Raw genomic sequence first — 22,162 nt, 5'->3', positions numbered from 1 at the left:
CATTCCAGTGGTGGTTTCGTGCGGCCGTCTTACGGTCCCGCTGAAGACGAGAAAGCCAGAGAGGGCAAGGTGGGATGGAGTGGAACTCAGCGAGAAGGCGGCTCTTCGCGTGCACGACGTCCGGCTGATCGACGGGGTCAGCGCGGAGGTCGTGGATGACGCCGTGCTGGACGCGGGCGCCGACGGGAAGGTCGTCTACGCCGGACCGGCAGCCGGGGCACCGGCGCCGGGCAGAGATGTGCGGACCGTCGACGGCCGGGGCGGGACGTTGCTGCCCGGCCTCTTCGACTGCCACACGCACTTCGGGTTCGCGTCCACCAGGTCGCTCGTGGAGACCGCGTTCCTCCTCGACCCCGTGGTCGGCATGGTGCAGACGGCGGAACGACTGCGGCTGACGCTGGAGGCCGGCATCACGTCCGCGCGGGACCTCGGCGGACTGCCCGCGGGGTACCGCGACGCGGTGGGTGCGGGGCTCCTGCCCGGTCCGCGGCTGCAGACCTCGGTGGGCATCATCAGCCACACCGGTGGTCACGCCGACGCGACCATGCCCAGCGGCAAGGACCTGGACTTCGACTACTGCGTGCTGGCCGACGACGTCGCCGCGGTGCGCACGGCCGCGAGGCGGATGATGCGCTCGGGCGCGGACGTCATCAAGATCTGCACCAGCGGCGGCATCAGCAGCGCTCACGACGACCCCGACGACGAGGACCTGCTCGACGACGAGATCGCGGCGGTCGTCGACGAAGGCAGGCGCCGGGGTGGACGGCCGGTGGCCGCGCACGCTCAGGGGCGCGCCGGTGTGCTGGCCGCGATCCGCGGTGGCGTGCGGTCGGTCGAGCACGGCTTCGGCATCGACGACGAAGGCTGCGACCTGCTCGGCGAGCGAGGTGCCTTCCTGGTGCCGACGTTGGCGACGGTGTTCCAACCCCTGGACCCGGCGAAATCCGCCCCGTGGCGGTACGAGAAGAAGCTGCGCTGGAACGAACGGGCCAAGGAGAACATCGCCGAGGCGATCAGCCGGAAGGTGGACATCGCGGCGGGAACGGACGCCGGGATCACCCCGCACGCTCAGAACGCGTTCGAGCTCTGGTGCCTCGTCGAGCTCGGGATGTCACCGATGGACGCGATCAAGGCGGCCACGTCGACCAGCGCGCGGCTGCTCGGCGTCGGCGACACGCTCGGATCCCTGCGGCCCGGTTACCAGGCGGATCTCGTGCTCAGCGCTCAAGACCCGGTGCGGGACATCACCTGTCTCACGAACCCGGAGAACATCCTCCTGGTCGCCCAGCAGGGTGTGATCCGCAAGAACATCGTGTCCGCCGACCCTGGGGCTTCCTGATGTCACTACTGCGCGCGTTTCGTGACAAGAAGAACACCCTCTCGAAGGCCGTCAGGCGCAAGCCCGCGGCGGCAGCGGTCTCCGGGACCGGCTCCGCGGTGCAGGTCGAGACCGTTGAGGCCGAGGAGTACCTCCACCACGGGTGGACCCGCCGGGTCGTCGGTTACGTCGCGATCCTGATGATGGTCAACGTCATGGTCGACAGCGTGCTCGCGTCGCCGACCTTCGTCCTCCCGCAGCTCGGCGAAGCGTTCCACACCAACCAGTTCGCCTGGATCGGCTCCAGCGCGATGCTCGCGGGAGCGATGTGGGCGCCCCTGCTCGGCAAGAGCGCCGACATCAACGGCAAGCGCAAGATCCTGGTGATCACGCTGCTCGTCGCGGGCGCGGGTGGCCTGGTGTGCCTGATCGCACCGAACGTCGCGGTCTTCGTGCTCGGTCGTCTCCTGCAAGGCACCGCCGTCGCGGCGACGTTCCTCACGGTGGCGCTCATCCGCGACATCTGCGCACCGAAGTTCGCCATGGTGGTCACCGGGTTCGTGACCTCCGGCTCGGCTGTCTTCGGCATCATCACCCCGTTCATCCTCGAACCTGCCCTGCACGCGTTCGGCTGGCGGATCGTGTTCGTGATCTCGGCCGTCTTCGCCTGCCTGGCGGCGCTTCTGGTCCGGTTGGTCATCCCGGAGAGCCGCAAGACCGCGCCGGGAACGGTCGACGTCAAGGGCGCCATCGTGCTGGGCCTCGGCCTCGCCGGTGTCCTGGTCTACATCAGCCTCGGCCAGGTCTTCGGCTGGCTCAGCCCGATCTCCCTCGTCGTCCTCGTGGCGGGAGCCGTCGCGCTGGCCTACTGGTACCGCGTGCTGAGCCGCAAGCCTCAGCCGGTCGTCGACGTCCGCGGGATCTCGGCGGCCCTCGGCCTGGGGCTGCTGGTCGTCATCATGGGAACCGGTGCCTACCAGAGCATGCTCCAGCTCTTCAGCATCCTCGTCGAGGTCTCGCCCGGCGAAGGCCTGGGGTACGGCATCGCCGCCCCCGCCGCCCTCGGCCTGATGTTCGGCATCCCCTCGCTCGGGATCATGCTCGGCGGCGTGGCGGCCGGCACGATCTCGGCCAGGGTCGGACCGGTCTGGAGCCTGGCGGCCGGTGTGCTGTTCGGTCTGCTCGCGACGTTCGTCATGCTCGTGGCCGGGGCGGGGAGCCTGCCGCTGGCCGTGTTGTCGTCGTTCATGCTGAGCGTGACCGCCGGATCGATGGTCACGTCCGGGTTCAACCTCGCGTCCGTGCTCGCGCCGCCGGAGCGCCAGGGCACCGTCTCCAGCCTGGTCATGGTCATGGTTGCCGTCGGGTCGGTGACGATGAACTTCATCGGATCGGCCGTCCTCGGTGCCACCCGGATCACGCACAACGGCGAGTCGGTCAACTCCTCCCTCGGTGTGCACGGCTACATCGCCGTGGCAGGAGTGGTTTTCGCGCTGGCCACCATTCCCACGTTCTTCCTGGTCCGGCGGATGCGCGGTCATGTCACCGTCAGCGCGCCCGTCAGCCACATCTGACAGGAGTCCCTCATGAGTCAGGTAGCGCCGGCACACCCCGGTCAGGCCAGACACCCCTACAGCCCGGTGCGGGAAACCGAAACCGGTCTCGTCTTCGTCGCGGGACAGCTCGGAATCGCCGACGGCCGGATCGTCGAAGGAGGCATCGCCGCAGAGACCAAGCAGGCTTTCGCCAACCTGCGCGCCAGACTCGGGGCCGTCGGTCTCGATCCTCGGAGCCTCGTGAAGATCACCGTCTACCTCACGTCGATGGCGGACCGCAACGAGATGGACGCCATCTACGAGGACGCGCTCCCGCACCCGTTGCCCGCGCGCACCTGCATCGCGGTCGCCGAGCTTCCCTATGGCGCCCGCATCGAAATCGACGCCATCGGTGTCCGGGACGGCACGTGAAGGACCTGCGGATGACCTACGCGAAAGCCGTCGCCGACGGCATCTGGGCGGCGAACGCGGTGAAGGTCGGGTACATCCCGTCGGTCACCGTCGCCCCCGTCATCAAGGCCCTGGTCGCCACCGACGGCGGAGGAAACGGGGTCTCGTCCCGGGTGACCCCGCTGTCGCGAGAAGAAGAAGCCGTCGGCGTCATGGGCGCCTTCGCGCTCACCGGCGCACTGGGCGCCATAGTCATGCAGGACAACGGTTTCGGCAACGCACTGACCGCTCTGGCGACGTTCCCGACGTCCTACCACCTGCCTCTGTTGATCTTCGCCAACGCACGCGGGGGACTGGGGGAGTACAACTCCATGATCCACTCGATCAGCCAGCCCGTTCCCGCCATACTGCGCGCGGTCGGCGTGCCCGTGTTCGAGCTGGACCGCCGCCACAGCATCGACGCCTGGCGTGACACGGTGTGCGAGGCTGGCGTGCACGCGGTCATGACCCACCGGCCAGTGGTGGTCCTCGGCTCCTTCTGGAACACCGACGGGATGGTGGCGTGATGAAACGCATCGAGGCGCTCGCCGTGCTCGCGGAGCTCTCCCGCCGCCACCCGGTGGTCGTCACGTGCGCGGCCACGAGCCGGGAACTGGCGGCCGTGCGGGACAGCGACAACCACTTCTACCTGCTCGACGCGATGGGGCTGGTCGGCTCCGTCGCGACGGGCCTCGCCCTCGGCCTGAACCCGGACCGGCCGAAGGTCGTCGGCATCGAGGGCGACGGCTCGCTGCTGATGAACCCCAACGTCCTGCCGACCGGTGGCTACCTCGCCCCCGCCAACCTGCTTCTCGTGCTGCTCGACAACGGGATCTACGGCTCGACAGGAGAGCTGCCCACCTACTCCTCGCACATCGACCTCGAAGCCCTCGCGGCGGCGGCGGGCTGGACGACGCGCTCGACGGCCACCGCCGACGGTCTGCGGGCGACGTTCACGGAGCTGCTCGACGTCGAAAAGCCTGCCTTCCTCCACGTCCGGATCGAGCCGGGCAACGCGCCCGACGTGGCGAAGCTCCTGCTCGATCCCGTCTCCCTGCGCGACCGCTTCGCGCGGTGGCTCAGGGACGAGCACCTGGTCACGGCGGTGAAGGCGTGAACAGCGCAGATGGCGTCACCACGGTGAATCCGGCGACCGGGGACCGGCTCGCCTTCCACCCGTACGCATCGCCGGACCGCATCGATCTCGTCCTCGCCACCGCGGCGGCGTCGCGGTGGAGCTCCTCCGAGGTGGAGGAACGGGTCGCCGCCATCACCGAGCTGGGCATCGCCCTGGCACAGCGGCGGGAAGAACTCGCCGGGCTGATCACCCAGGAGATGGGCAAACCGATCCGGCAGGCGCGAGCGGAGATCGACAAGTGCGTCACCACCTGCCGCTACTACGCCGCGGAGCTGCCGGGCATCCTCGAGGTCGAGACCTTCGTCCTCGAGGACGACACCGCGATGGTGCGAGTGCTGCCGTTGGGGGTGGTGTTCGGGATCCTCCCGTGGAACTACCCGTGGTGGCAGGTGATCCGAGCGATGCTGCCGGCCATCGCGGCGGGCAACACCGTCGTGGTGAAACACGCGGACTCGGTCACCGGCAACGCGGTGGCGATCGAGCAAGTCTTCCGGCAGGCCTTCGGCGCGGGTGTTCTGCAGACATTGGTCCTCGACGGTGCGACCGCGTCGAACGTCATCGCGGACCCGCGCGTGGCCGCCGTGACCTTCACCGGCAGCGACCGGGTCGGCGCACTCGTCGCTGCTCGTGCCGGCGCCGCGGTGAAGAAGTGCGTGCTCGAACTGGGCGGGTCCGATCCGTTCATCGTGCTTCAGGACGCGGACATCGCCGATGCCGCCGATGCCGCGGTTCGGTCGCGGTTTCTCAACAACGGCCAGAGTTGTGTCGCCGCCAAGCGGATCCTGGTCCACCGCGCGGTGCGCGACGAGTTCGTCGACGCGCTGATCCCGCACGTCGCCGCGCTGGACGTCGGAGACCCGACCGATGAGCGGTTCTCGATCGGGCCGATCGCCAGGGCGGATCTGCGGGACACGTTGCGTGAGCAGCGTGACCAGGCCTTGGCGGCAGGCGGCAGAGTCCTGGCTGAAGCCCCGGCGCCCGACACTGACCGCGGCGTGTGGTTCGCGCCGTCCATCGTCGAGGTGGACAGCGGTGACTCGACCATCCTCGCCGACGAGACCTTCGGCCCGCTCGGCGCACTGACGGTGTGCGCAGGGGACGACGAACTGATCGCGCTCGCCAACTCGTCCCGGTACGGGTTGAGCAGCAGCGTTTGGAGCGCGGACGGCGAGCGCGCCGCTGCGGTCGCCCGGCGGTTGCAGACAGGCGCCGTGTTCGTGAACATGCTCTCCGCGACCGATCCCCGCCTCCCGACCGGCGGGGTCAAGGCCAGCGGTTACGGTCGCGAGCTCGGCAGGTGGGGCGTGCACGAGCTGGCCAACCTGCAGGCTGTGCGGATCCGGGCCGGCGAAGCCTGACGGCGGAGGTGCCTGCACGAGGAGGTCCTCTCGTCGAGTCCGAACCCGACCGCGAGGTGCAACTCCCGTAGGTGCGTGCCGCCCTGCGAGCCCCGCGCTTGGTGGTCACAGCGGCGCATGACTACATAATAAGGTGATCTAAGTACCCGAGAGTCGCGAGATGTCGGATGGCAACACCCGGATAGAACCACGTTTAAACCGGTATTATCGTGACAAAACGGGCGACAGGTATTGAGCCCCAAGAAATTTTACATAAACTCGTGATATAAATGGGTTATGGATGAGGTGGGGCGCGACCAGGGGCGGGATGACGTCACGGAGGCTTTCGACGACGTTGTTCGCCTGATGATCCGGCATTTGGCCGACCACGGAAGTTTGACGTTCACCGCGATCATGTGCCTTGGCAGGCTCTACCGGGACGGCCCGACGCGGCTGACGGAACTGGCGGCGGTGGAAGGTAGCAGCCAGCCCTCGACGAGCCAGTTGGTGCAGCGCCTGGAGCGGCAGGGGCTGGTAGTGCGAGTCAGGGACCCACAGGACGGGAGGGCGTCGCTCATCGCGCTCAGCGACGCCGGCCGCACCCTGGTGGCCAACCGTCTCCGCGATCGCCGTGACCGCCTGGCGGAGTTGCTGGCAACGCTCTCCCCCGAGGACGACGCCTCGCTTCGGTTGGCGATGAATGTGGCTCGACCGATCATCCAGCGGTTGATCGAGACCGCCCGCCGGTCAGACAAACAGGCCAGGTCCTGACGACTTGGTCACTCGATCCCCTTGGAGGTACACCATGACCACGCCATCCACTACCGCCGTCGCTTCCGCCTCCCCGCGATCTCGTGCGGCCGAGCGTCCGGTCGACTACGACGTGGTGGTCGCCGGGGCCGGCCCCGCGGGGTTGATGTTGGCCGGTGAGTTGCGGGCCGGCGGTGCCTCGGTGATCGTGCTGGAACGGTTGACCGAGGTCAATCCCATCCTCAAGGCAGGAACCCTCAATCGGCCCAACATCGAGGCGTTCTACCGGCGAGGCCTGCTTCCCGCGCTGCGGCAAGCCCAGCAGGAGACGGAGTGGACCGTCTCCTACATTTCCAACCGCCGCTTGGACGGCACGAGCGCGCTGCCCAGGTTCTCCGGACATTTCGCGGCAATCATGCTCAGCGACGAGATGCTGGACGAGTCCGACCCGGACCTGGCTGGGCTCTATCCCCCGGACCTGGTCGACCTGGTCCACCAGAAACAGGTCGAGGCGATCCTCGCCGACCGCGCTGCCGGGCTCGGTGTGGAAGTTCGTCGCGGGGTGGAGGTGACTGGATTCGAGCAGGACGCCGAAGGGGTGGCGGTCACGACCGACAAGGGGCCGATCCAGTGCGGATGGCTCGTCGGCTGCGACGGCGGCCGCAGTACGGTGCGCAAGCTCGCCGGGTTCGACTTTCCCGGCACCGACCCGGAAATCACCGGCTACCACGGGATCGCCGACATCGTCGGCGTGCAGGACCTTGGTGTCGGCTGGCACGCGACCGACACCGGCGTCTACCTCAACGACCCACCGCGCGGGCGAATCACCACGGTCACGTTCGACGGGGCACCGGCCGACCACAACATCCCAGCGACCGCCGAGGACCTACAGGCATCCATCCGCTACGTGACCGGCGCCGATGCCACGGTCACCGGGATCACGAGCCTGACCCGGTTCACCGACAACACCCGTCAGGCCACGACTTACCGGCAGGGGCGAGTGATACTCGCCGGCGACGCGGCCCACGTGCACCCTCCGTTCGGCGGACAGGGGCTCAGCCTGAGTGTGGGCGACGCGATGAACCTCGGTTGGAAGCTCGCCGCCACCGTGCGGGGGACGGCACCGGACGGGCTGCTGGACACCTACACCGCCGAGCGGCATCCCCTCGGCACCTGGGTACTGAACTGGACCCGCGCCCAGATCGCGGTGATGCGCCCGGAGCCCCATGCCCGTGCGCTGCGCGAGGTGGTGGCCAACCTGGCGCGAACTCTGGACGGTGCCACGTACTTCGCGAAGAAGATCTCGGGCATCTGTCAGCGATACGACCTTTCCGGTGACCATCCCCTGGTCGGCGCCAGCGCACCCGACTACGAGTTGGCTGACGGATCCCGGCTCGCCGACCACATGCACGACGGCAGGGCGCTCCTGCTGGACCCCTCCGGTGCGCGGCACGACCTTGTTGCCCCATACCGCGACCGCATGCGGACGATCACCACGGCCCCGCTGACCGACGACGCTCCGGCGGTCATGTTCGTACGACCCGACGGTTACGTCGCCTGGGCCGGCGAACCCGACCGGGACTCGCTGGACAAGGCACTGCAGACCTGGCTCGGCGCCCCACTGGCACATCCGAGCCAGACTCCGCAAGCTCCGGCTCAACGCTAACCGCCGTACCCCTGCTGCATCTGCCGCCAATGGCAACGGATGCGCATCGGCTCCATAGTGGACGGCCACGGCCGCCCTGTACAACGGACCGGGACGGGTCGGGCGGAGTGGCTCGAACACGTCGTGGTCGGTCCGCGGACTACGAGGCCACCCGGCGGCTGCCAGACTTCAGCACGAGATCTCCCAGGTCGACCGTGCTGGTCATTTTCTGGAAGCTCGCGAGGCTTCCAGGCCATTTGGTCACGACCTTGCCCGCCATGCCCAGGCGATACCAGCTGTGGCACGCACCGGCCTCCCAGACGGAGTCCGCCATTGCGCTGTCGACCCAGTTGTTGAAGCTCTGCTGAGCTTTCTGCGACGGCTGGACGGAGACGGCGCCGCTCTCGTCGACGAGCTGAATGTACTGCATGATCATCTTCATCTGCGCCTCGATGACCGCGATGATGGACCCACTCGCCTGGGTGTGCGGACCGGTCACGAGGAAGAGGTTGGGGAACCCCACGACGACGGTGCCCTTGTACGCATGTGGCGCTTCGCGCCACGCATCCGCCTTCAGCGACCGCGCGGATTCACCGTGGAACTCTATCCCGGCGTACATGTCGGTCGCGGTGAAGCCGGTCGCGAGAACGACCACGTCGGCGTCCCATTCGCGCCCCTCGCTGGTCACGACGCCGGTCGCGGTCATAGACGAGATCCCGGCCGACCAGACGGTGGTTCTGCGGTCGGCAAGGGCGGGGTAGAACGTGCTGGAGATGACCGGCCGGCGACAGCCGAACCGGTACGACGGTGTCAGAAGGTTACGCAGGCCGGCATCGACGATTTCCGACTCCATGTAGTCACGCCACTGTCCTTCGACCTTGGCGAGCTGGGCCTCGTCCATGACCGCCTGTGTTTCTGCCTCGACGTTGAACCTGTGTTCGGCGTCGAGGCGGATAGCTTCCATCCGCTCCGGTTCGTCCCGGAACCGTGCCTGCGCCTCGACGTCGTAGAACTGTTCGTCCTTCGGCATCACATAGGGCGGGGTGCGGATCACCGCCAGCACGCTCTCGGCCACGTCGACGGCGTAAGGGAGAACCTGCGCGGCACTGGCGCTCCCACCGACGACCACCACGCGCTGACCTTCCAGGGAGACTCGTTCGTCCCATTCCGCCGTGTGGATCACCTCGCCGCGAAACGTCTCGCGCCCCGGAAGATCAGGAACGCGAGGGGTGCTGAGTGAACCCGTCGCCGTGATCAGGAACCGGCACGACAGCGATGCTCCCTCAGCGGTACGCAGGTTCCACACACCGGCGAGCTCCTCCCAACTCGCCGACGCCAGAGTGGCGTTGAATCGGATGCGGTCCCGGACTCCCAGATCGTCGGCCACTTTGTTGATGTAGGCGAGGATTTCGTCCCACGGCGCGTAGCTGCGCGTCCACGTCGGGTTTGGCGCGAACGAGAGGCTGTAGAAATGTGCCGGGACGTCGCAGGCCGCATTGGGATAGCGGTTGTCCCGCCACACCCCACCCAGTTCTCCAGCACGCTCGAGGATGACGAAGTCGCCCCGGCCCTCCGCCAGGAGGCCGTGTGCGGCGCAGATTCCGCCAAAACCTCCGCCGACAACAACGGTCTCGTGGTACTCAATCATGATTTCACTCCACATCAGTTCTGACACAGCGGTTTTCGTGGATGGCGGGAATCAGTTCACCCCGAGCCCGTCACCCCCGCATCAAGTCGGCAACGTCCGGGTTGCCAGCCCTCAGGGCAATGTGAGCACGATCAATAAGGCCACCCTGGCAACGGCTGTCACAGCGAACGAGGACGCGATCGGCAAACGCGTTATCTCAATCAGCCACGTGGCGATAAAGCTCCGGAAACCCCGAAAAGAGCGGGGGAGGGCACGCTAGCGATGGACACCAACGTTTCCCCGTCGCCCGGTTCGGAACATCCCGGCGATCATCTCGGTCGTCTGTACACACCCTCCACGCTGCCCAGGGGGCACGTCCAAGGCTTGTTTCGCATCCCGTGATGCGTTCCAGGCATCACGGGCCGCGAGTGGGTTACCTTGCGGTGTTGTGGACACAGCCAACGCAAAACCGTCGGCCGAGTTCGACCTTCGACTGGTCCGTTACTTCACGGTGGTCGCCGAGCAGCAGCACTTCGCCCGTGCTGCGGCACTGCTGCACATCACCCAGCCGACCCTGAGCCGCCAGATCCAGACCCTTGAGCAACGTGTCGGAGCCCGGCTGCTCGACCGCGACCGGCAGGGCACCCGCCTGACCCCCGCCGGGGCCGCGTTCCTGCCCCACGCCAGGCAACTGCTGGCAGTCGCCACAATGGCTGCGGCGGACGCCCGTGCGGCCGCAGGGCCAAGCCAGCTCACCGTCGGCCATACGCGCGGGCTGATCATTACTCCGGCGGTACGGCACCTGCGCCACCACCACACCGAGGCCGAGGTGCACACACTGCACCTGGAGTTGGCGGAGGTGCGGACGGCCCTGTTCGGCCACCGTGTGGACGCTGTCGTGACGCGGCTGCCGTTCGCCACCGACGGACTGCGGGTCACCGTCCTGCACCACGAGCCCCGTGTGCTGCTCGTCGCCCGGTTCCACCGGCTGGCTGGCCGGGAATCAGTCACCCTCGACGACATCGCAACTGAGCCGGTGCCGAGGTTGCCCGCTGCCGAGTGGGACTCGTTCTGGCGTGTCGACCCCCGTCCCGATGGCACGCCGGCACCCGACGGGCCGCTGGTCAGTCACCTCGAGGACGCATTCGAACTGATCGCGTCCGGGCAGGTGGTCGCCATCCTGCCCGCCGGGTTGCGCGCCGAGGGCACCCGGCCGGACCTGACCTCGATCCCGCTGCACGGGGTCGAGCCATGTCAAGTGGTGCTCGCCACCCGCGCCGGGGACAGCGCACACCTGGTGGCCGCGTTTCGCCGGTCCGCCCAGGCCCTGCTGACCGAGGCGAGCTACTAAGACCGTGCCCGGCCGCAGGTATTCATCCCGGTGGAGGTGTCCAGTAGCTGCCCCAGCCGGGCAGGTCGGAGTGCTGACTGGACAGGTGTCGCATACCGGGCAAGTTGCCGGGGTTGCCGCCGAACCGCCGCCGACACCTTGTCCGTCACCGAACCCGGCCAGCACGTCGGTCTCGAACTCGGTGATCTCCTCCGGGCTCGCTGGCGTCCGCCGCTCGCGCAGGTCCCGCACCACCGCCAGACTCGACCCGCAGCCCCGCTTTCAGCTTGATCGGCCTGGCCAGGTGCGGGAAGCGCAGCAACACCGGGAACGGCCCGACGAACGCGCCGTTCTCGTCCTGCGTGGTGAACGGCACTCGATACATGGATGGATCTGACAGCCCCGTTCGGTACGTCCTGCCGCACCCCGGCTTGACCGCGACCGGATTCACCGGCGAGTACGACGCCGCCAGTGCCCGGCTGGTAGCCGCCATTCGATCCCGCTGCCGCCGACCGCCTGGCGCAACTCACCGAGGTCCTGCTCCAGCCACGCGGCATCGGCGATTGACAACACGCCCGGATGGCCGAGCCACCCGGGCGACGCGCCGCAACCGGTACTAATCTGCAGTCCGCGACAGGCACCAGGAACAGGGGAGGGTGTGTGAGTATCGAGGTGGCCGGCGGTCGGCCATCGACGAGCAGCGAGGCCCAGCAGCGGTTCGCCGAGTTTCTGCGGATCTACACTTCGCTGAACACCCGCATCGCCTACGCCACCGATCTGGGCATCCCCCGAGACTGGGTGCCTGGTTACACCCCGCCCGATCCGCACCGCCGCCGTGGGCGCGCCCGGCGTGAGCACCCCACCGGGCTGCAATGGCTGCATTGGTGCCTGGCCCAGGACTTCACCTCCTTCGACCAGGTCCAGGTCACCGACGTCGAACGCTGGCTCGCTGACCTGGCCGACGCCGGGTACAGCACCGCCACCCGTGCCCGGATGCTGTCGGCCGTGTCGGCGTTCTACGGCAAATACCTGCGTCGCCACGGCATGGCCAGCCACAATCCGGTCGACCTGGTCGACCGCCGCACCCAGCACCTCAACCGGCCCCGCAACAGCCCGTCCAGCACCAAACGCTGGTCCATGCACGCCTGTCGCGCTCTGCTGATGGCCGCGTACCTGCTGGCAGAGCACCGGCGCGACGGAGCCCGCGATCGTGCCATGGTCGAGATCCTGCTCGGCACCGGAGTGCGTGCCGAGGAACTGGTCGGCGTCAACCGCGACGACTACCACCGGCCCACCCTCCACGGCCCCGCGATCCTGCGCGTGCACGGGAAAGGCGGCAAAGACCGCGATGTCGCGCTGGCACCCCCGGTCGCCGACGCCGTGCAGGCCTACCTCACCCGACGGGTGACCCCGGCCGTACCGGCACTGGCCGGTCAGGTCGGCCTGAGGCCACCTGACCCACTGTTCACCACCAGCACCGGCAGACGCGTCCACGTCTCGCACGTCCAGGCGGTGCTGACCCGGCTGTGCGCCACCTTCGCCCCACCCGCTGACGCCCCGCCGCCGCGAGCGGAGTGGCTGCGGGAACTGCTGGCCACCTCGCAGGCCGCGTTCATCGCCACCCACCTCGCACCGCTACGCGACACCATCCACCCGCACTCCGCGCGGCACACCTACGCCACCGAGGCCATCGAACGCGGGGTACCGCCGCGGCAGGTCCAACGCGACCTCGGGCACGCTGACCTGACCACCACTGAGGGGTACCTGCACGACGACGAGAACGTCCGCAACTCGGCCGCGCACGAGTTGTCGCCCGCGCTGCACCGCGGTTGGCTCACCGCGGTGGATGGCAACAGCTGATCACTTGGACCGGTCAACGGCGCATCCGGTAGCGCAGGTGAAGCACCCGGTTGCCCTGAATCACCACGTCAGGTTCCTCCAACAGGTGCTGCGCGTCGACCGACCCGAAGTAGCGCTTGCCGGACCCGAACACCACAGGTACGACGTCCATGCGCACCTCGTCGACCAGACCTGCGGCAAGCGCCTGGCCACCGACGTCGCCCGCTGCGACCTCGACTATGCGGTCACCGGCAAGCTCCTGCGCCTTGGCCACGGCTTTCTCGACACCGTCGACGAAGTGGAACGGCGCGTCGGGGTCCCAGCCCTCGGGCGCTGGCCGGTGTGTCACGACGACCACATGGTCGATCCCGCCGGGCGGCTTTCCGTCCCAGCCGTCCGTCATGTCGAAGACGTGGCGGCCAGCGATCGTCACCCCGATCTGGTCCCAGTACGCCCGGGTGCAGTCGTAGGAGGTCTGCGACACCTTCAGCGCGCCGCTCTCGTCCAACGGGACGTCACCGTTGGACAACCAGTCGAACAGCGGTCCGGGCTGGTCGTTCTCGTCCGCGACGAAGCCGTCCACCGATACCGAGCTGTACATGACCACCTTGCCCACGGGGCTCTCCTCTGCTGCTTGGGGTGTGCCCATAGTGACGTGTCGTGAGCTGTCGCTCTTGTAAGAAATCAATCGGCAGGCAGCGGCCAGCCGTCCAGCGTGTGGCCGGGGTGTTCGCGCAGGAACCGCCGCCGGACTTCGATGTACCGGGTCGGCGTGAGCCCGGTGAACGCGCGGAACTCGTGGCTGAAGTGGGCCTGGTCGAAGTAGCCCGCGGCACACGCGAGGTCGCCCCAGTCGACCGGCTCGGCGGGGTTGATCGCGAACACGGTGGCGGTGAAGCGGTAGGCGCGGGCCAGCCGCTTCGGTGTGACGCCGACGAGTTCCTTGAACCGCTGTGCCAGATGAGTGCTGCTGACACCGGCGGCCACGCTCAGGTCGCCGATGGCCACCGCTCCGCTGGTCGTCGCGATGGCGTTGCTGGTGTGGCGGACCAGCCCCAGGCCAGCGGTCTCGCGCAGCCGTCGCGTCAACTCCTGCTCGAGCAGCGTCAGCATCTCGTGCGGCCCTTTCGCTGTGGCCAGCCGGTCCCGCAGCCCGGCGGTCGCGGACCGGCCCCAAACCTGCTCGAGCGTCACCGGCCGGTCACACAGCTCGGCCGCCGGCATAGGCAGGAACGGCGCCAGCCCCCACGGCTTGAGGTGTACGCCGACGGACCGGGTCCGAGGTGGGTAGCCGAACTCCCACGCGCGGGTGGGCATGGTGACCACGCAGCCGTCGGCGTACTCGGTTGTCTCGATGTCGGTGCCTGCGCGGATGCGGAACGGCGTCCCGAGGTTGACGATGAGCAGCGCCGACGGGCTCGGCGGCAGCGTCAGCCGGGCGTACGGCGGCGCACCCTCCAGGTAGTAGAGGTCGTCGATCAGCCCGTCCAGCGGCGGTCGCGGAACTTTGGACACGTACTTCACGCGCACAGCATCGCCGACGTGGATCGTCGTCGCCCACATCCATCTCCGGCACCCTCCTTTTCAGGCCAGGATCTGACCTGAAAAGGCCATAGCGTGAGCGGTGTCAGCAGACGAGCGAAGGAGCCGCCACGATGGTTCAGATCGACCGCAATCAACCGCTGGGGACGCCCACCTGGACAGATCTCGCCGTACCGGATCTGGCGGCGGCGAAAGAATTCTACGGTGCCGTGTTCGGCTGGACCTTCGCCGAGGACGAGCGGGGGACCGTGTGCCTGCTTCGTGGCTTGGCGGTCGCCGGGTTGCGTGCGGAAACCCCCGGCTACGGCTGGGAAGTGCACATCGCGACCGACGACTGCGCCGGCACCGTCAAGCGGGCCGCGGCTGCGGGTGGCGTGGTTGTGCGGGAGCCGCACGACGTCGGGCAGCTCGGCCGCGCGGCGATCGTGACGGACCCGACCGGGACCCGGTTCGGGCTCTGGCAGGGCGGGCGGGAGCCGGGGTGTCGTCTGGTGAACGAGCCGGACACGTTGGTGCGCAACGATCTCGTGACCCCGAACCCCGGGCGGGCGCGGGACTTCTACACAGCGGTCTTCGACTTCACCCTGGATGGCAACGAGGAGCAACTGCCCGGCGTCGATTTCACCTTCCTGCGTCGGCCGGACGGGCACGAGATCGGTGGCGTCCTGGGCACCACGGAAAGCGAAGTCTCCTACTGGGAGACCAGCTTCGCCGTCGCGAGCGCCGACGAGACCATGGCGAGGGTGGCGGCCGCCGGTGGCACGGCGGGCAAGCTCGAGGACATGCCCTATGCGCGGATGGGCAAGGCCGTCGACCCGTTCGGCAACGAGTTCCATGTGGGTTCGCAGCCCGCGTGAGTTCCGGCATCACGGGGCGGATGGTCTCGAAAGGCGGACCTGCTGCCCGTTTACGCCACGGCAATGGCGATCTCGCCGGTGGAACCGCCTTCCAGCGGTGTGTGTGCCTGTGCGATGTCGGTCAGCGGTAGCACGGTGCCGATCACCGGACGGAACTTGCCCCTGGTCGACCACCTCGCAGTACCTCGCGATGCTGCGGCAGGCGGGGCTGGTGGTCGCCACCCGCCGGGGCAAGTGGACCTCCTACCGCCGTGACGAGGCGAACGTCGCCCGTCTCCTGGAGACCCTGCGCGACGTGTGCCAAATGCGATGCTCACGCCGCCGTGTGCGTCAGCCAGTGGTCGGCCAGAGCGTGGTCGCCGGTGATCGTGACCTGACTGGCAGGCAGCCTTCTGGTGAGCACCAACAGCAACTGCCCGACGGGGCCGGCCAGTGTGACGTCCGCGGTGCTCGTGGCACGCGCCCACCGCACGCCGTCGGGGGTGCGGGTGATCAGCCAGCCCGGGCCGGTGTCGGGGCGGAGTTGGAGAGTCTGGCCGGTGCCGCGCAGTGCCGAGAACGCCGGTTTCAGTGTCGGCGTGACAGGGTCGGACAGCACCTCCAGCCACTCGCTGATCGCGTCGGCCGCGAGATCCGGCGCCACCTCGAACGCGGTGTCCGTCGCGAGCGCCGCGTCCGCGTGGTGCACGGTCGTGTCGTGCAGCATCCGGCGCAACCAGAATGTCGCCGGTCCCGGGCCGAAGAACGTCCACACCGGACTCCCGGCGGCGCTCAGCACCGCGTCGGTGAGGTCCGCGGCGCCCTCGTGCAGCCAGTCGGGCCACTTGCCGGGCGAGCCGGGGTCCGCGTCGAACGGGTCCGGCACCGGGCTCGGCCCGGTCCGGACGATGTCCGCCGCCCAGCGGTGCGCCTGGCCGATGTGTCCGACCAGTACTCGCATCGGCCACTCCGGACAGGTGGGCACCCGGGCCGCTGGGTCGGCATTGGCCACCGCCTTCGCGAATCCGGCGGTGTGCTCGTGCAGTCCCTGTACAAGTCGTGCGGTGTCCATGGTCGTACCGTAGGAACTCCACTCGACTGGAGGTTCAACCGACAGTGACCGGCGACACACTCGGGATCGGCGACCTGGCGCGGCGGACCGGCGTGTCCGTGCGGACGATCCGGTTCTACTGCGACGAGGGGTTGCTGGCGCCTGTGCGCAGCGCCGGTGGCCACCGCCGGTTCGACCCGTCCGCGGTCAGCCGCCTGACCCTGGTGCGGCGGCTGCGTGGGCTCGGGCTGGGCCTGAAGTCGATCACGGACGTCCTCAGTGGACAGTTCTCGCTCACCGATGCCGTGGCCGCCGAGCGGGCCACGCTCGACCGCGAGGTGGCGACGCTGGCCTGGCGACGCTCGGTGCTCCGCGCGGTCGAGCAGGCGCCGCCCGCCGACCGCACCGCCCGGCTTGAGCTGCTGTCCGCAGTGGCGGACGGGTTCGCCGCGCACGACGTCCTCGTCCGCCTGTGGCGCCCGATGACCACCGGTCCGATCCCGCCGGACACGGCACGCATGTTCCTCGACGTCAGCGCTCCGCGACCGCCGGAACTGCCGACCACGGCACAGGTCGTCGCGTACGCCGAGTTGGTGCTGCTCGCCACCGACCGCGCGCTCGTCACCCGACTGCGCGACAGCACACTGGTCGACCATGATCGCGTCGCCGATCTCGGCGCCCTCCACGCCATCGTCGGCGCGGCCTGCCAGTTGGCGTCCCCGCTGGTGACGGCTGGAGCTCGACCGCAGCCGGGGCCCGCGCTCGACCTGTTCGTGACCGCCCACGCCACCGCGCTCGGCACGGGCGACACCCCGGCGTTCCGGCGGGCGTTGAACCGGCGCACCGCCGCCGACCGGCACCCGCAGTTGCGCCACTACTGGCGCCTCGCCGGTGAGATCACCGGCGAACCCGCACCGCCCGGTGTCGCGCACACCTGGTTGCTCGACGCACTGGACCGCTCGGTCAGCTGAGCGGCTACTGGTCCAACGCCCTGCCGATCGCGCGCCGGGCCCGGCCCGCGGCCGTCTGGTCGTGCTCGAGTTGCATGGCCGCGTTGAGCGCCAACCCGGCGGCGACGATCTCGAACAGCGCCTGGTCGACGTCGAACCCGGTGGGTAGCTCGCCGTTGTCCACCGCCGCGACCAGGTCCGCCCGCAGCTGTTCCCGCCAGCGCGACCACACCTCGGCCACCGCGTCACGAACGCGGCCGGGGCGGCCGTCGTATTCGGTGAGCGCCGCTGTCATCAGGCAGCCGCCGGGCAGCAGTGGCGCTTCCAGGTAGCCCACGGAGTTGTCGCACACCGCGCGCAGTCGCCGTAGACCCGCGGGTTCGGTCAGCGCGGGCTCCACCACCCGGTGCCAGAAGTCGACGAACGCCTTGTCCAATGTGGAGATCTGCAGTGTCTCCTTGGTACCGAAGTGCTTGTGCACCCCGGACTTGCTCATCTCCAGCTCCTCGGCGAGCCGCCCGATGGTGATGCCGTCCAGCCCTTCCGCCGAGGCGATCTCGGCGGCTCGGCCAAGAATCCTGCCCCTGGTGGCCTGTGCTTCGGCCGCTGAGCGTCGCGGTGACATGTGACGAGAATAGCGTACGCGCGTTCGCTATTGATTTGGTGAACGCTCGTACGCTAAATTTCCGTCGACCAACCACCGGGACGAAGGGGTGCGAGATGCGTGTGCGACGACTGGGCTGGGCCGGACTGGAGGTCGAGGCGGGCGGCAGGCGACTGGTGATCGACTACGTGCGAGACATTTCACCGCTGTTCACGGGGTGGCAGGACGGCAAGGGACTGGCGGCGCCGAGTGGCGACGTCACCGCCGCGCTGGTCACCCACCTGCACCGGGACCACACCGACGCGTCCGCGATCGCGGACGTGCTGGCGCCGGGAGCGCCGGTGCTCCGCCCGGCGCCCGGCCACGGCGACGACGTGGACAACGTGACGACACTGCTGTCCGAGCGTGAACTGGTTCAGCACCGGCTGGCCGCCGAGGTCGTGGCTGCCTGGTCCACCCGTGAGATCGGGCCGTTCCAGGTCACCGCGGTCCCCGCCGTCGACGGGCTGGGCGATCCGCAGCTCAACTGGGTGGTACAGGCCGACGGGCAGCGGGTCTTCCACGGCGGCGACACGATGTTCCACGGTTACTGGTGGCTCATCGCGCGCCGGTTCAGCCCGTTCGACGCGGTGTTCCTGCCCGCCAACGGCGCGGTGGTCGACGCGCCGCACCTGCAGCCGCCGAGCCCGCTGCCCGCCGCGATGGACCCGGTGCAGTCCGCCGCGGCCGCGGCGATCCTCGACGCCCGCTACGCCGTGCCGATGCACTACGAGCCGGAGCAACCGGACAAGATCGCGGGCTACGTCGAGATCACCGACCCGGAGACCGAATTCCGCACGCACGCCGGAAAGCGCGCACGCGTGCTGACGGTGGGGGAATGGCTGGACCTGGCCGCGTGACCGGCCGGCGAGAAAATCTGCACAGACGTGTCGGATCGGGTCGGTGGTGTTCGTAGCAAGGGTGAGAACCCCACCGGTTGACACCACAGGAGATGATCTCCAGATGCAGTATCTGGTTTCCGTGATCGACGACAAGAGCAATCCCGGCAGCACGGACAGGCAGCCCGCCATCAGCGCGTTCAACGAACGGCTGATCGCCGAGGGCTACTGGGTTTTCGCGGGCGGACTCGCCGACACCGACGCGGCCACGGTCATCGACAACCGGGGCGAGCAGGTGATCGTCAGCGACGGGCCTTTCGTGGAGTCGAAGGAGTACCTCGCGGGCGTCTGGGTGTGGGAGGCCCCCGACCTGGACGTGGCGCTCAGGCTCGCCACCGAGGCGTCGAAGGTCTGCGACCGCAAGATCGAGGTGCGGCCGTTCCTGGCCGGATGAGCGTGATCGACGTTCGTGAGGCGGTCACCCGGGCCCACCGCGAGGAGTGGGCCCGGGTGGTGGCCGCCCTGGCCCGGCGGTTCGGTGACCTCGACATCGCCGAGGACGCGGCAGCCGAGGCGTTCGCGACCGCCGTCGAACGGTGGCCGACCGACGGCGTACCGCCCAACCCGGGCGCGTGGCTGACCACCACCGCCAACCACAAGGCCATCGACCGGATCCGCCGCGAGAACAAACGCGACGACAAGCACAAGGAGGCTCAGATGGTGTACGACGACGACCCGCCGGAGCCTCTCGGCGCCATCGACGACGACCGGCTCCGGCTGCTCTTCACGTGCTGTCACCCGGCGCTGGCGATGGAAGCCCGCGTGGCGTTGACGCTGCGCATGGTCGGCGGCCTGACCGTGCCCGAGATCGCCCGTGCCTTCCTGGCGACCGAAAGCGCCATCGGGCAGCGGATCACCCGCGCGAAGGCCAAGATCAAAGCCACTCGCATCCCCTACCGGATGCCGTCCACAGAGGACCTCCCGGTCCGGGTCACCGGCGTGCTCGCCGTCCTGTTCCTCGTGTTCAACGAGGGCTACCTGGCCACCGGCCCCGACACCGATCCCGTTCGCCACGACCTGACCGCCGAGGCGATCCGGCTCACGCGCCTGATCCGCGCCCTGCTGCCCGACGACGGCGAGGTGACCGGCCTGCTGGCGCTGATGCTCCTCATCGACGCCCGCCGCCCCGCCCGGGTGTCAGCCGGCGGCGAACTCGTCGCCCTCGACGAACAAGACCGAGGCGTCTGGAACACCGAACTGATCGCCGAAGGACACCGGCTCGTCCGCGAACGCCTCGCCGCCGGGGTCGCCCCGGGCCGCTACCAGATCCTCGCCGCGATCAACGCCGTGCACACCTCCGCCCGCGACATCCGCGACACCGACTGGTCCCAGATTCTCGCCCTCTACAACCAACTCGTTCGCATCGACCCCTCACCCGTCGTCGCCCTCAACCGCGCCGTCGCCGTCGCCGAACTCGACGGCCCGGAGGTGGCGCTGGCGGCCGTCGACCGTCTTGAGGGGGCGTTGGCCGGGTATCACGCCTACCACGCCACCCGCGCCGACCTGTTGCGCCGGTTGCGCCGAAGCCAGGACTCACGCGCGGCCTACGACAAAGCCATCGAACTGGCGGGCAACACAGCCGAGACCGCCTCCCTGACACGCCGCCGCAACCAACTCGGATAGGTGATCCAACAGAGCACCATCTCACGACTCGGATCAGCCGCCGGGTCGGCCGAACCAGCGAGTCAGGTGGGCGTCCAGGTCGTGCTGATCGTCGCCGATCCAGGCGACGTGGCCGTCGGGACGTAGCAGGACGCACGGAACATCCAGTGCCGCAGTGGGATCCGCGAGGTAGTCGACCCGGTCCGACCAGCCGCCGGTGGTCAGGCGTTCGGTGCGGTCCAGCAGCAGGCCGCGGCCGCGGTGCAGCAGGTCGTAGAGGCGGCCCTGTTTCACGTCGATGTCACGCAGGCGGCGGCCGAGCAGGTCGGGGCCCGCGCCGAAGTCGTAGCGGATGCCGATCGCCGTGATCTTCTCGATGAGGTAGCGGTTCACCTCGTCGAAGTCCATCAGGTCGGTGAGCAGCCGGCGCACGGCCTGCGGGCCCGGTCCGGTCGACGACAGCTCCATCTGGGCGCGGGTGTTGTCCAGCACCTCCTCGGCGACCGGGTGACGTTCGGCCTGGTAGGTGTCCAGCAGTGTGTCCGGTGCCCAGCCGCGGACCTGTGCGGCCAGTTTCCAGCCGAGGTTGAACGCGTCCTGAACGCCCAGGTTGAGGCCCTGTCCGCCGGCGGGTGGATGGATGTGCGCCGCATCGCCCGCCAGCAGCACCCGCCCCACCCGGTAGCGTTCGGCCAGCCGGGTGGCGTCGCCGAAGCGGGACAACCAGCGCGGGGAGTGCACGCCGAAGTCGGTTCCGGCGATGGCGCGCAACTGCTGTTTGAAGTCGTCCAGGGTGGGCGGGGCCTCGCTGACTCCGGCGGCGGGGACGACGACGCGGTACACGCCGTTGCCGAAGGGCCCGAGGCTGAAAGTCCTGTGGGTCTTCTGGATCTCGGCCACCGCGGCGGCGATCTCCTCCTGCGGCGCGCTCATTTCCAGCTCGCCCATCAGGGTCGCGGTCCGCGACGGTACGCCGGGGAAGCCGACGCCGAGCAGTTTGCGGACGGTACTGCGTGCGCCGTCGCAGCCGACGAGGTAACGCGAACGCAGTTGTCGGCCGTCGGCCAGTCCGACGGTCACGCCCTCGTCGTCCTGCTCGAAACCGGCCACCGCGCACCCCCGTCGGACCTGGGCGCCCAGGTCGATCGCGTGGTTCTCGAGCAGGTCGACGACGACCGGCTGCGGGATGCCCAGCAGGTAGGCGTGCGCGGAGTCCAAGCCCTCGGGCGCGGGTTTGGGGATGGCGGCGAAGAACCCGCCTGCCGGACGCTGCCTTCCTTGTGCGAGAACGCGATCCAGCAGACCGCGCATCGCAAGCAGTTCGATGCTGCGAATGTGCAGACCGACGATGCGGACATACGACACGGGCTCGGTGTCCTGCTCCAGAACCAGTACCCGAACGCCGTGCAGCCGCAGTTCGGCGGCCAGCACCGCGCCGGTCGGCCCGCATCCGGCGATGATCACGTCAACCGTGGCGGGCGTGTGTGAAGAGTGCATAGGTGGTGCCTTTCGGGAGTGCCTGGGTGGCTCCCGGCGACACCTACGTCAATCGCCCGACCGTGACCGGCAGGGGAGCACCCACGTCGATACTGCGTTCATGGGTCTCACCTCCTCGGGCGGTGTCACGGTCGGCTGCAGGCTACCAGCCCGATGCGGCCCCGCCCACCGGT

General features: G+C 68.9%; 23 protein-coding genes. 15 read left to right on the top strand and 8 right to left on the bottom strand.

What is annotated here, in order from left to right; genetic code table 11:
* Positions 1-79 precede the first annotated feature (79 nt).
* The 8 genes from ALI144C_RS24110 (at position 80) to ALI144C_RS24075 (ending at position 8,194) form a co-directional block, all read left to right on the top strand.
* Positions 80-1,339, top strand: a complete 1,260-nt coding sequence (locus tag ALI144C_RS24110) for a metal-dependent hydrolase family protein (RefSeq protein ID WP_076989397.1) — start codon at positions 80-82, stop codon at positions 1,337-1,339.
* On the top strand, positions 1,339-2,892 hold the full coding sequence (locus ALI144C_RS24105) for an MFS transporter (RefSeq protein ID WP_143230825.1): 1,554 nt from the start codon (positions 1,339-1,341) through the stop codon (positions 2,890-2,892). Before ALI144C_RS24110 ends, ALI144C_RS24105 begins: the two co-directional genes overlap by 1 nt.
* A gap of 12 nt (positions 2,893-2,904) precedes the next feature.
* Complete coding sequence (locus ALI144C_RS24100) at positions 2,905-3,285, top strand: RidA family protein (protein ID WP_076989396.1); 381 nt, start codon at positions 2,905-2,907, stop codon at positions 3,283-3,285.
* An 11-nt stretch (positions 3,286-3,296) separates the two neighbouring features.
* On the top strand, positions 3,297-3,830 hold the full coding sequence (locus ALI144C_RS24095) for a thiamine pyrophosphate-binding protein (RefSeq protein WP_076989610.1): 534 nt from the start codon (positions 3,297-3,299) through the stop codon (positions 3,828-3,830).
* A complete protein-coding gene (locus tag ALI144C_RS24090) occupies positions 3,830-4,420 on the top strand; it encodes a thiamine pyrophosphate-dependent enzyme (protein WP_076989395.1) in 591 nt (196 codons plus the stop codon). Before ALI144C_RS24095 ends, ALI144C_RS24090 begins: the two co-directional genes overlap by 1 nt.
* Positions 4,417-5,799, top strand: a complete 1,383-nt coding sequence (locus tag ALI144C_RS24085; RefSeq protein WP_076989394.1) for an aldehyde dehydrogenase family protein — start codon at positions 4,417-4,419, stop codon at positions 5,797-5,799. The genes ALI144C_RS24090 and ALI144C_RS24085 overlap by 4 nt, the downstream gene beginning before the upstream one ends.
* Positions 5,800-6,075: 276 nt before the next feature.
* On the top strand, positions 6,076-6,549 hold the full coding sequence (locus ALI144C_RS24080; protein WP_076989393.1) for a MarR family winged helix-turn-helix transcriptional regulator: 474 nt from the start codon (positions 6,076-6,078) through the stop codon (positions 6,547-6,549).
* A 34-nt stretch (positions 6,550-6,583) separates the two neighbouring features.
* The gene (locus tag ALI144C_RS24075; RefSeq protein WP_083753328.1) at positions 6,584-8,194 is read left to right on the top strand and encodes an FAD-dependent monooxygenase; all 1,611 of its coding nucleotides are present in this window, start codon (positions 6,584-6,586) and stop codon (positions 8,192-8,194) included.
* 139 nt (positions 8,195-8,333) lie between these two features.
* Here the strand turns inward: ALI144C_RS24075 and ALI144C_RS24070 are convergent, their stop codons facing one another.
* Positions 8,334-9,848 (bottom strand): flavin-containing monooxygenase, encoded by a 1,515-nt coding sequence (locus tag ALI144C_RS24070; RefSeq protein WP_083753327.1) that lies wholly within the window; start codon positions 9,846-9,848, stop codon positions 8,334-8,336.
* A 400-nt stretch (positions 9,849-10,248) separates the two neighbouring features.
* Here ALI144C_RS24070 and ALI144C_RS24065 point away from each other — a divergent pair, with 400 nt between their 5' ends.
* The gene (locus tag ALI144C_RS24065) at positions 10,249-11,151 is read left to right on the top strand and encodes a LysR family transcriptional regulator (RefSeq protein ID WP_076989391.1); all 903 of its coding nucleotides are present in this window, start codon (positions 10,249-10,251) and stop codon (positions 11,149-11,151) included.
* A gap of 145 nt (positions 11,152-11,296) precedes the next feature.
* Here ALI144C_RS24065 and ALI144C_RS24060 read toward each other — a convergent pair whose 3' ends face one another.
* On the bottom strand, positions 11,297-11,515 hold the full coding sequence (locus tag ALI144C_RS24060) for a hypothetical protein (RefSeq protein ID WP_143230824.1): 219 nt from the start codon (positions 11,513-11,515) through the stop codon (positions 11,297-11,299).
* 62 nt (positions 11,516-11,577) lie between these two features.
* Positions 11,578-11,703 (bottom strand): hypothetical protein, encoded by a 126-nt coding sequence (locus ALI144C_RS58480; protein ID WP_269086697.1) that lies wholly within the window; start codon positions 11,701-11,703, stop codon positions 11,578-11,580.
* An 87-nt stretch (positions 11,704-11,790) separates the two neighbouring features.
* Between ALI144C_RS58480 and ALI144C_RS24055 the strand changes: the two genes are divergently transcribed.
* Positions 11,791-12,990 carry a tyrosine-type recombinase/integrase gene (locus ALI144C_RS24055; protein WP_076989389.1) on the top strand — a complete coding sequence of 400 codons (1,200 nt, stop codon included), beginning with the start codon at positions 11,791-11,793 and terminating at the stop codon, positions 12,988-12,990.
* A 13-nt stretch (positions 12,991-13,003) separates the two neighbouring features.
* On the opposite strand, the gene ALI144C_RS24050 is transcribed toward ALI144C_RS24055, so the two are convergent.
* Both ALI144C_RS24050 and ALI144C_RS24045 read right to left on the bottom strand, forming a co-directional pair.
* Positions 13,004-13,585 (bottom strand): dihydrofolate reductase family protein, encoded by a 582-nt coding sequence (locus ALI144C_RS24050; RefSeq protein WP_076989388.1) that lies wholly within the window; start codon positions 13,583-13,585, stop codon positions 13,004-13,006.
* A 68-nt stretch (positions 13,586-13,653) separates the two neighbouring features.
* Positions 13,654-14,532 carry a helix-turn-helix domain-containing protein gene (locus ALI144C_RS24045; protein ID WP_076989387.1) on the bottom strand — a complete coding sequence of 293 codons (879 nt, stop codon included), beginning with the start codon at positions 14,530-14,532 and terminating at the stop codon, positions 13,654-13,656.
* A 92-nt stretch (positions 14,533-14,624) separates the two neighbouring features.
* Between ALI144C_RS24045 and ALI144C_RS24040 the strand changes: the two genes are divergently transcribed.
* Entirely contained in the window at positions 14,625-15,368 is a 744-nt protein-coding gene (locus ALI144C_RS24040) for a VOC family protein (protein ID WP_076989386.1), read from the top strand.
* Positions 15,369-15,681: 313 nt separating this feature from the next.
* Here ALI144C_RS24040 and ALI144C_RS24030 read toward each other — a convergent pair whose 3' ends face one another.
* Positions 15,682-16,419, bottom strand: a complete 738-nt coding sequence (locus ALI144C_RS24030) for a maleylpyruvate isomerase family mycothiol-dependent enzyme (protein ID WP_076989385.1) — start codon at positions 16,417-16,419, stop codon at positions 15,682-15,684.
* Positions 16,420-16,463: 44 nt separating this feature from the next.
* Between ALI144C_RS24030 and ALI144C_RS24025 the strand changes: the two genes are divergently transcribed.
* Entirely contained in the window at positions 16,464-17,369 is a 906-nt protein-coding gene (locus tag ALI144C_RS24025) for a MerR family transcriptional regulator (protein WP_076989384.1), read from the top strand.
* 4 nt (positions 17,370-17,373) lie between these two features.
* Here the strand turns inward: ALI144C_RS24025 and ALI144C_RS24020 are convergent, their stop codons facing one another.
* Complete coding sequence (locus ALI144C_RS24020; protein WP_076989383.1) at positions 17,374-17,973, bottom strand: TetR/AcrR family transcriptional regulator; 600 nt, start codon at positions 17,971-17,973, stop codon at positions 17,374-17,376.
* Positions 17,974-18,068: 95 nt separating this feature from the next.
* On the opposite strand from ALI144C_RS24020, the gene ALI144C_RS24015 reads away from it, so the two are divergent.
* From ALI144C_RS24015 to ALI144C_RS24005, 3 genes are all read left to right on the top strand, one after another.
* Positions 18,069-18,851: an MBL fold metallo-hydrolase gene (locus ALI144C_RS24015; RefSeq protein ID WP_076989382.1), complete on the top strand. Its 783-nt coding sequence runs from the start codon at positions 18,069-18,071 to the stop codon at positions 18,849-18,851.
* A gap of 103 nt (positions 18,852-18,954) precedes the next feature.
* The gene (locus ALI144C_RS24010) at positions 18,955-19,284 is read left to right on the top strand and encodes a YciI family protein (RefSeq protein WP_076989381.1); all 330 of its coding nucleotides are present in this window, start codon (positions 18,955-18,957) and stop codon (positions 19,282-19,284) included.
* Between the two features lie 2 nt (positions 19,285-19,286).
* On the top strand, positions 19,287-20,513 hold the full coding sequence (locus tag ALI144C_RS24005) for an RNA polymerase sigma factor (protein WP_076989608.1): 1,227 nt from the start codon (positions 19,287-19,289) through the stop codon (positions 20,511-20,513).
* A gap of 33 nt (positions 20,514-20,546) precedes the next feature.
* Here ALI144C_RS24005 and rox read toward each other — a convergent pair whose 3' ends face one another.
* The gene (gene rox, locus ALI144C_RS24000) at positions 20,547-21,989 is read right to left on the bottom strand and encodes a rifampin monooxygenase (protein WP_076989380.1); all 1,443 of its coding nucleotides are present in this window, start codon (positions 21,987-21,989) and stop codon (positions 20,547-20,549) included.
* Positions 21,990-22,162: the final 173 nt, after the last annotated feature.

Origin of the sequence: Actinosynnema sp. ALI-1.44, assembly GCF_001984155.1 — a bacterium.
Lineage (GTDB): Bacteria > Actinomycetota > Actinomycetes > Mycobacteriales > Pseudonocardiaceae > Kibdelosporangium.
The sequence above is the reverse complement of the archived record's forward strand: the minus strand, read 5'-3'. Positions and strand labels throughout refer to the sequence as shown.

Excerpts from the sequence above, each read along its gene's own strand:
- ALI144C_RS24105 (WP_143230825.1), top strand. The coding sequence starts at position 1,339 with ATGTCACTACTGCGCGCGTTTCGTGACAAGAAGAACACCCTCTCGAAG.
- ALI144C_RS24100 (WP_076989396.1), top strand. The coding sequence starts at position 2,905 with ATGAGTCAGGTAGCGCCGGCACACCCCGGTCAGGCCAGACACCCCTAC.
- ALI144C_RS24095 (WP_076989610.1), top strand. The coding sequence starts at position 3,297 with ATGACCTACGCGAAAGCCGTCGCCGACGGCATCTGGGCGGCGAACGCG.
- ALI144C_RS24090 (WP_076989395.1), top strand. The coding sequence starts at position 3,830 with ATGAAACGCATCGAGGCGCTCGCCGTGCTCGCGGAGCTCTCCCGCCGC.
- ALI144C_RS24080 (WP_076989393.1), top strand. The coding sequence starts at position 6,076 with ATGGATGAGGTGGGGCGCGACCAGGGGCGGGATGACGTCACGGAGGCT.
- ALI144C_RS24075 (WP_083753328.1), top strand. The coding sequence starts at position 6,584 with ATGACCACGCCATCCACTACCGCCGTCGCTTCCGCCTCCCCGCGATCT.
- ALI144C_RS24060 (WP_143230824.1), bottom strand. The coding sequence starts at position 11,515 with ATGTATCGAGTGCCGTTCACCACGCAGGACGAGAACGGCGCGTTCGTC.
- ALI144C_RS24045 (WP_076989387.1), bottom strand. The coding sequence starts at position 14,532 with ATGTGGGCGACGACGATCCACGTCGGCGATGCTGTGCGCGTGAAGTAC.
- ALI144C_RS24040 (WP_076989386.1), top strand. The coding sequence starts at position 14,625 with ATGGTTCAGATCGACCGCAATCAACCGCTGGGGACGCCCACCTGGACA.
- ALI144C_RS24030 (WP_076989385.1), bottom strand. The coding sequence starts at position 16,419 with ATGGACACCGCACGACTTGTACAGGGACTGCACGAGCACACCGCCGGA.
- ALI144C_RS24020 (WP_076989383.1), bottom strand. The coding sequence starts at position 17,973 with ATGTCACCGCGACGCTCAGCGGCCGAAGCACAGGCCACCAGGGGCAGG.
- ALI144C_RS24015 (WP_076989382.1), top strand. The coding sequence starts at position 18,069 with ATGCGTGTGCGACGACTGGGCTGGGCCGGACTGGAGGTCGAGGCGGGC.
- ALI144C_RS24010 (WP_076989381.1), top strand. The coding sequence starts at position 18,955 with ATGCAGTATCTGGTTTCCGTGATCGACGACAAGAGCAATCCCGGCAGC.
- rox (WP_076989380.1), bottom strand. The coding sequence starts at position 21,989 with ATGCACTCTTCACACACGCCCGCCACGGTTGACGTGATCATCGCCGGA.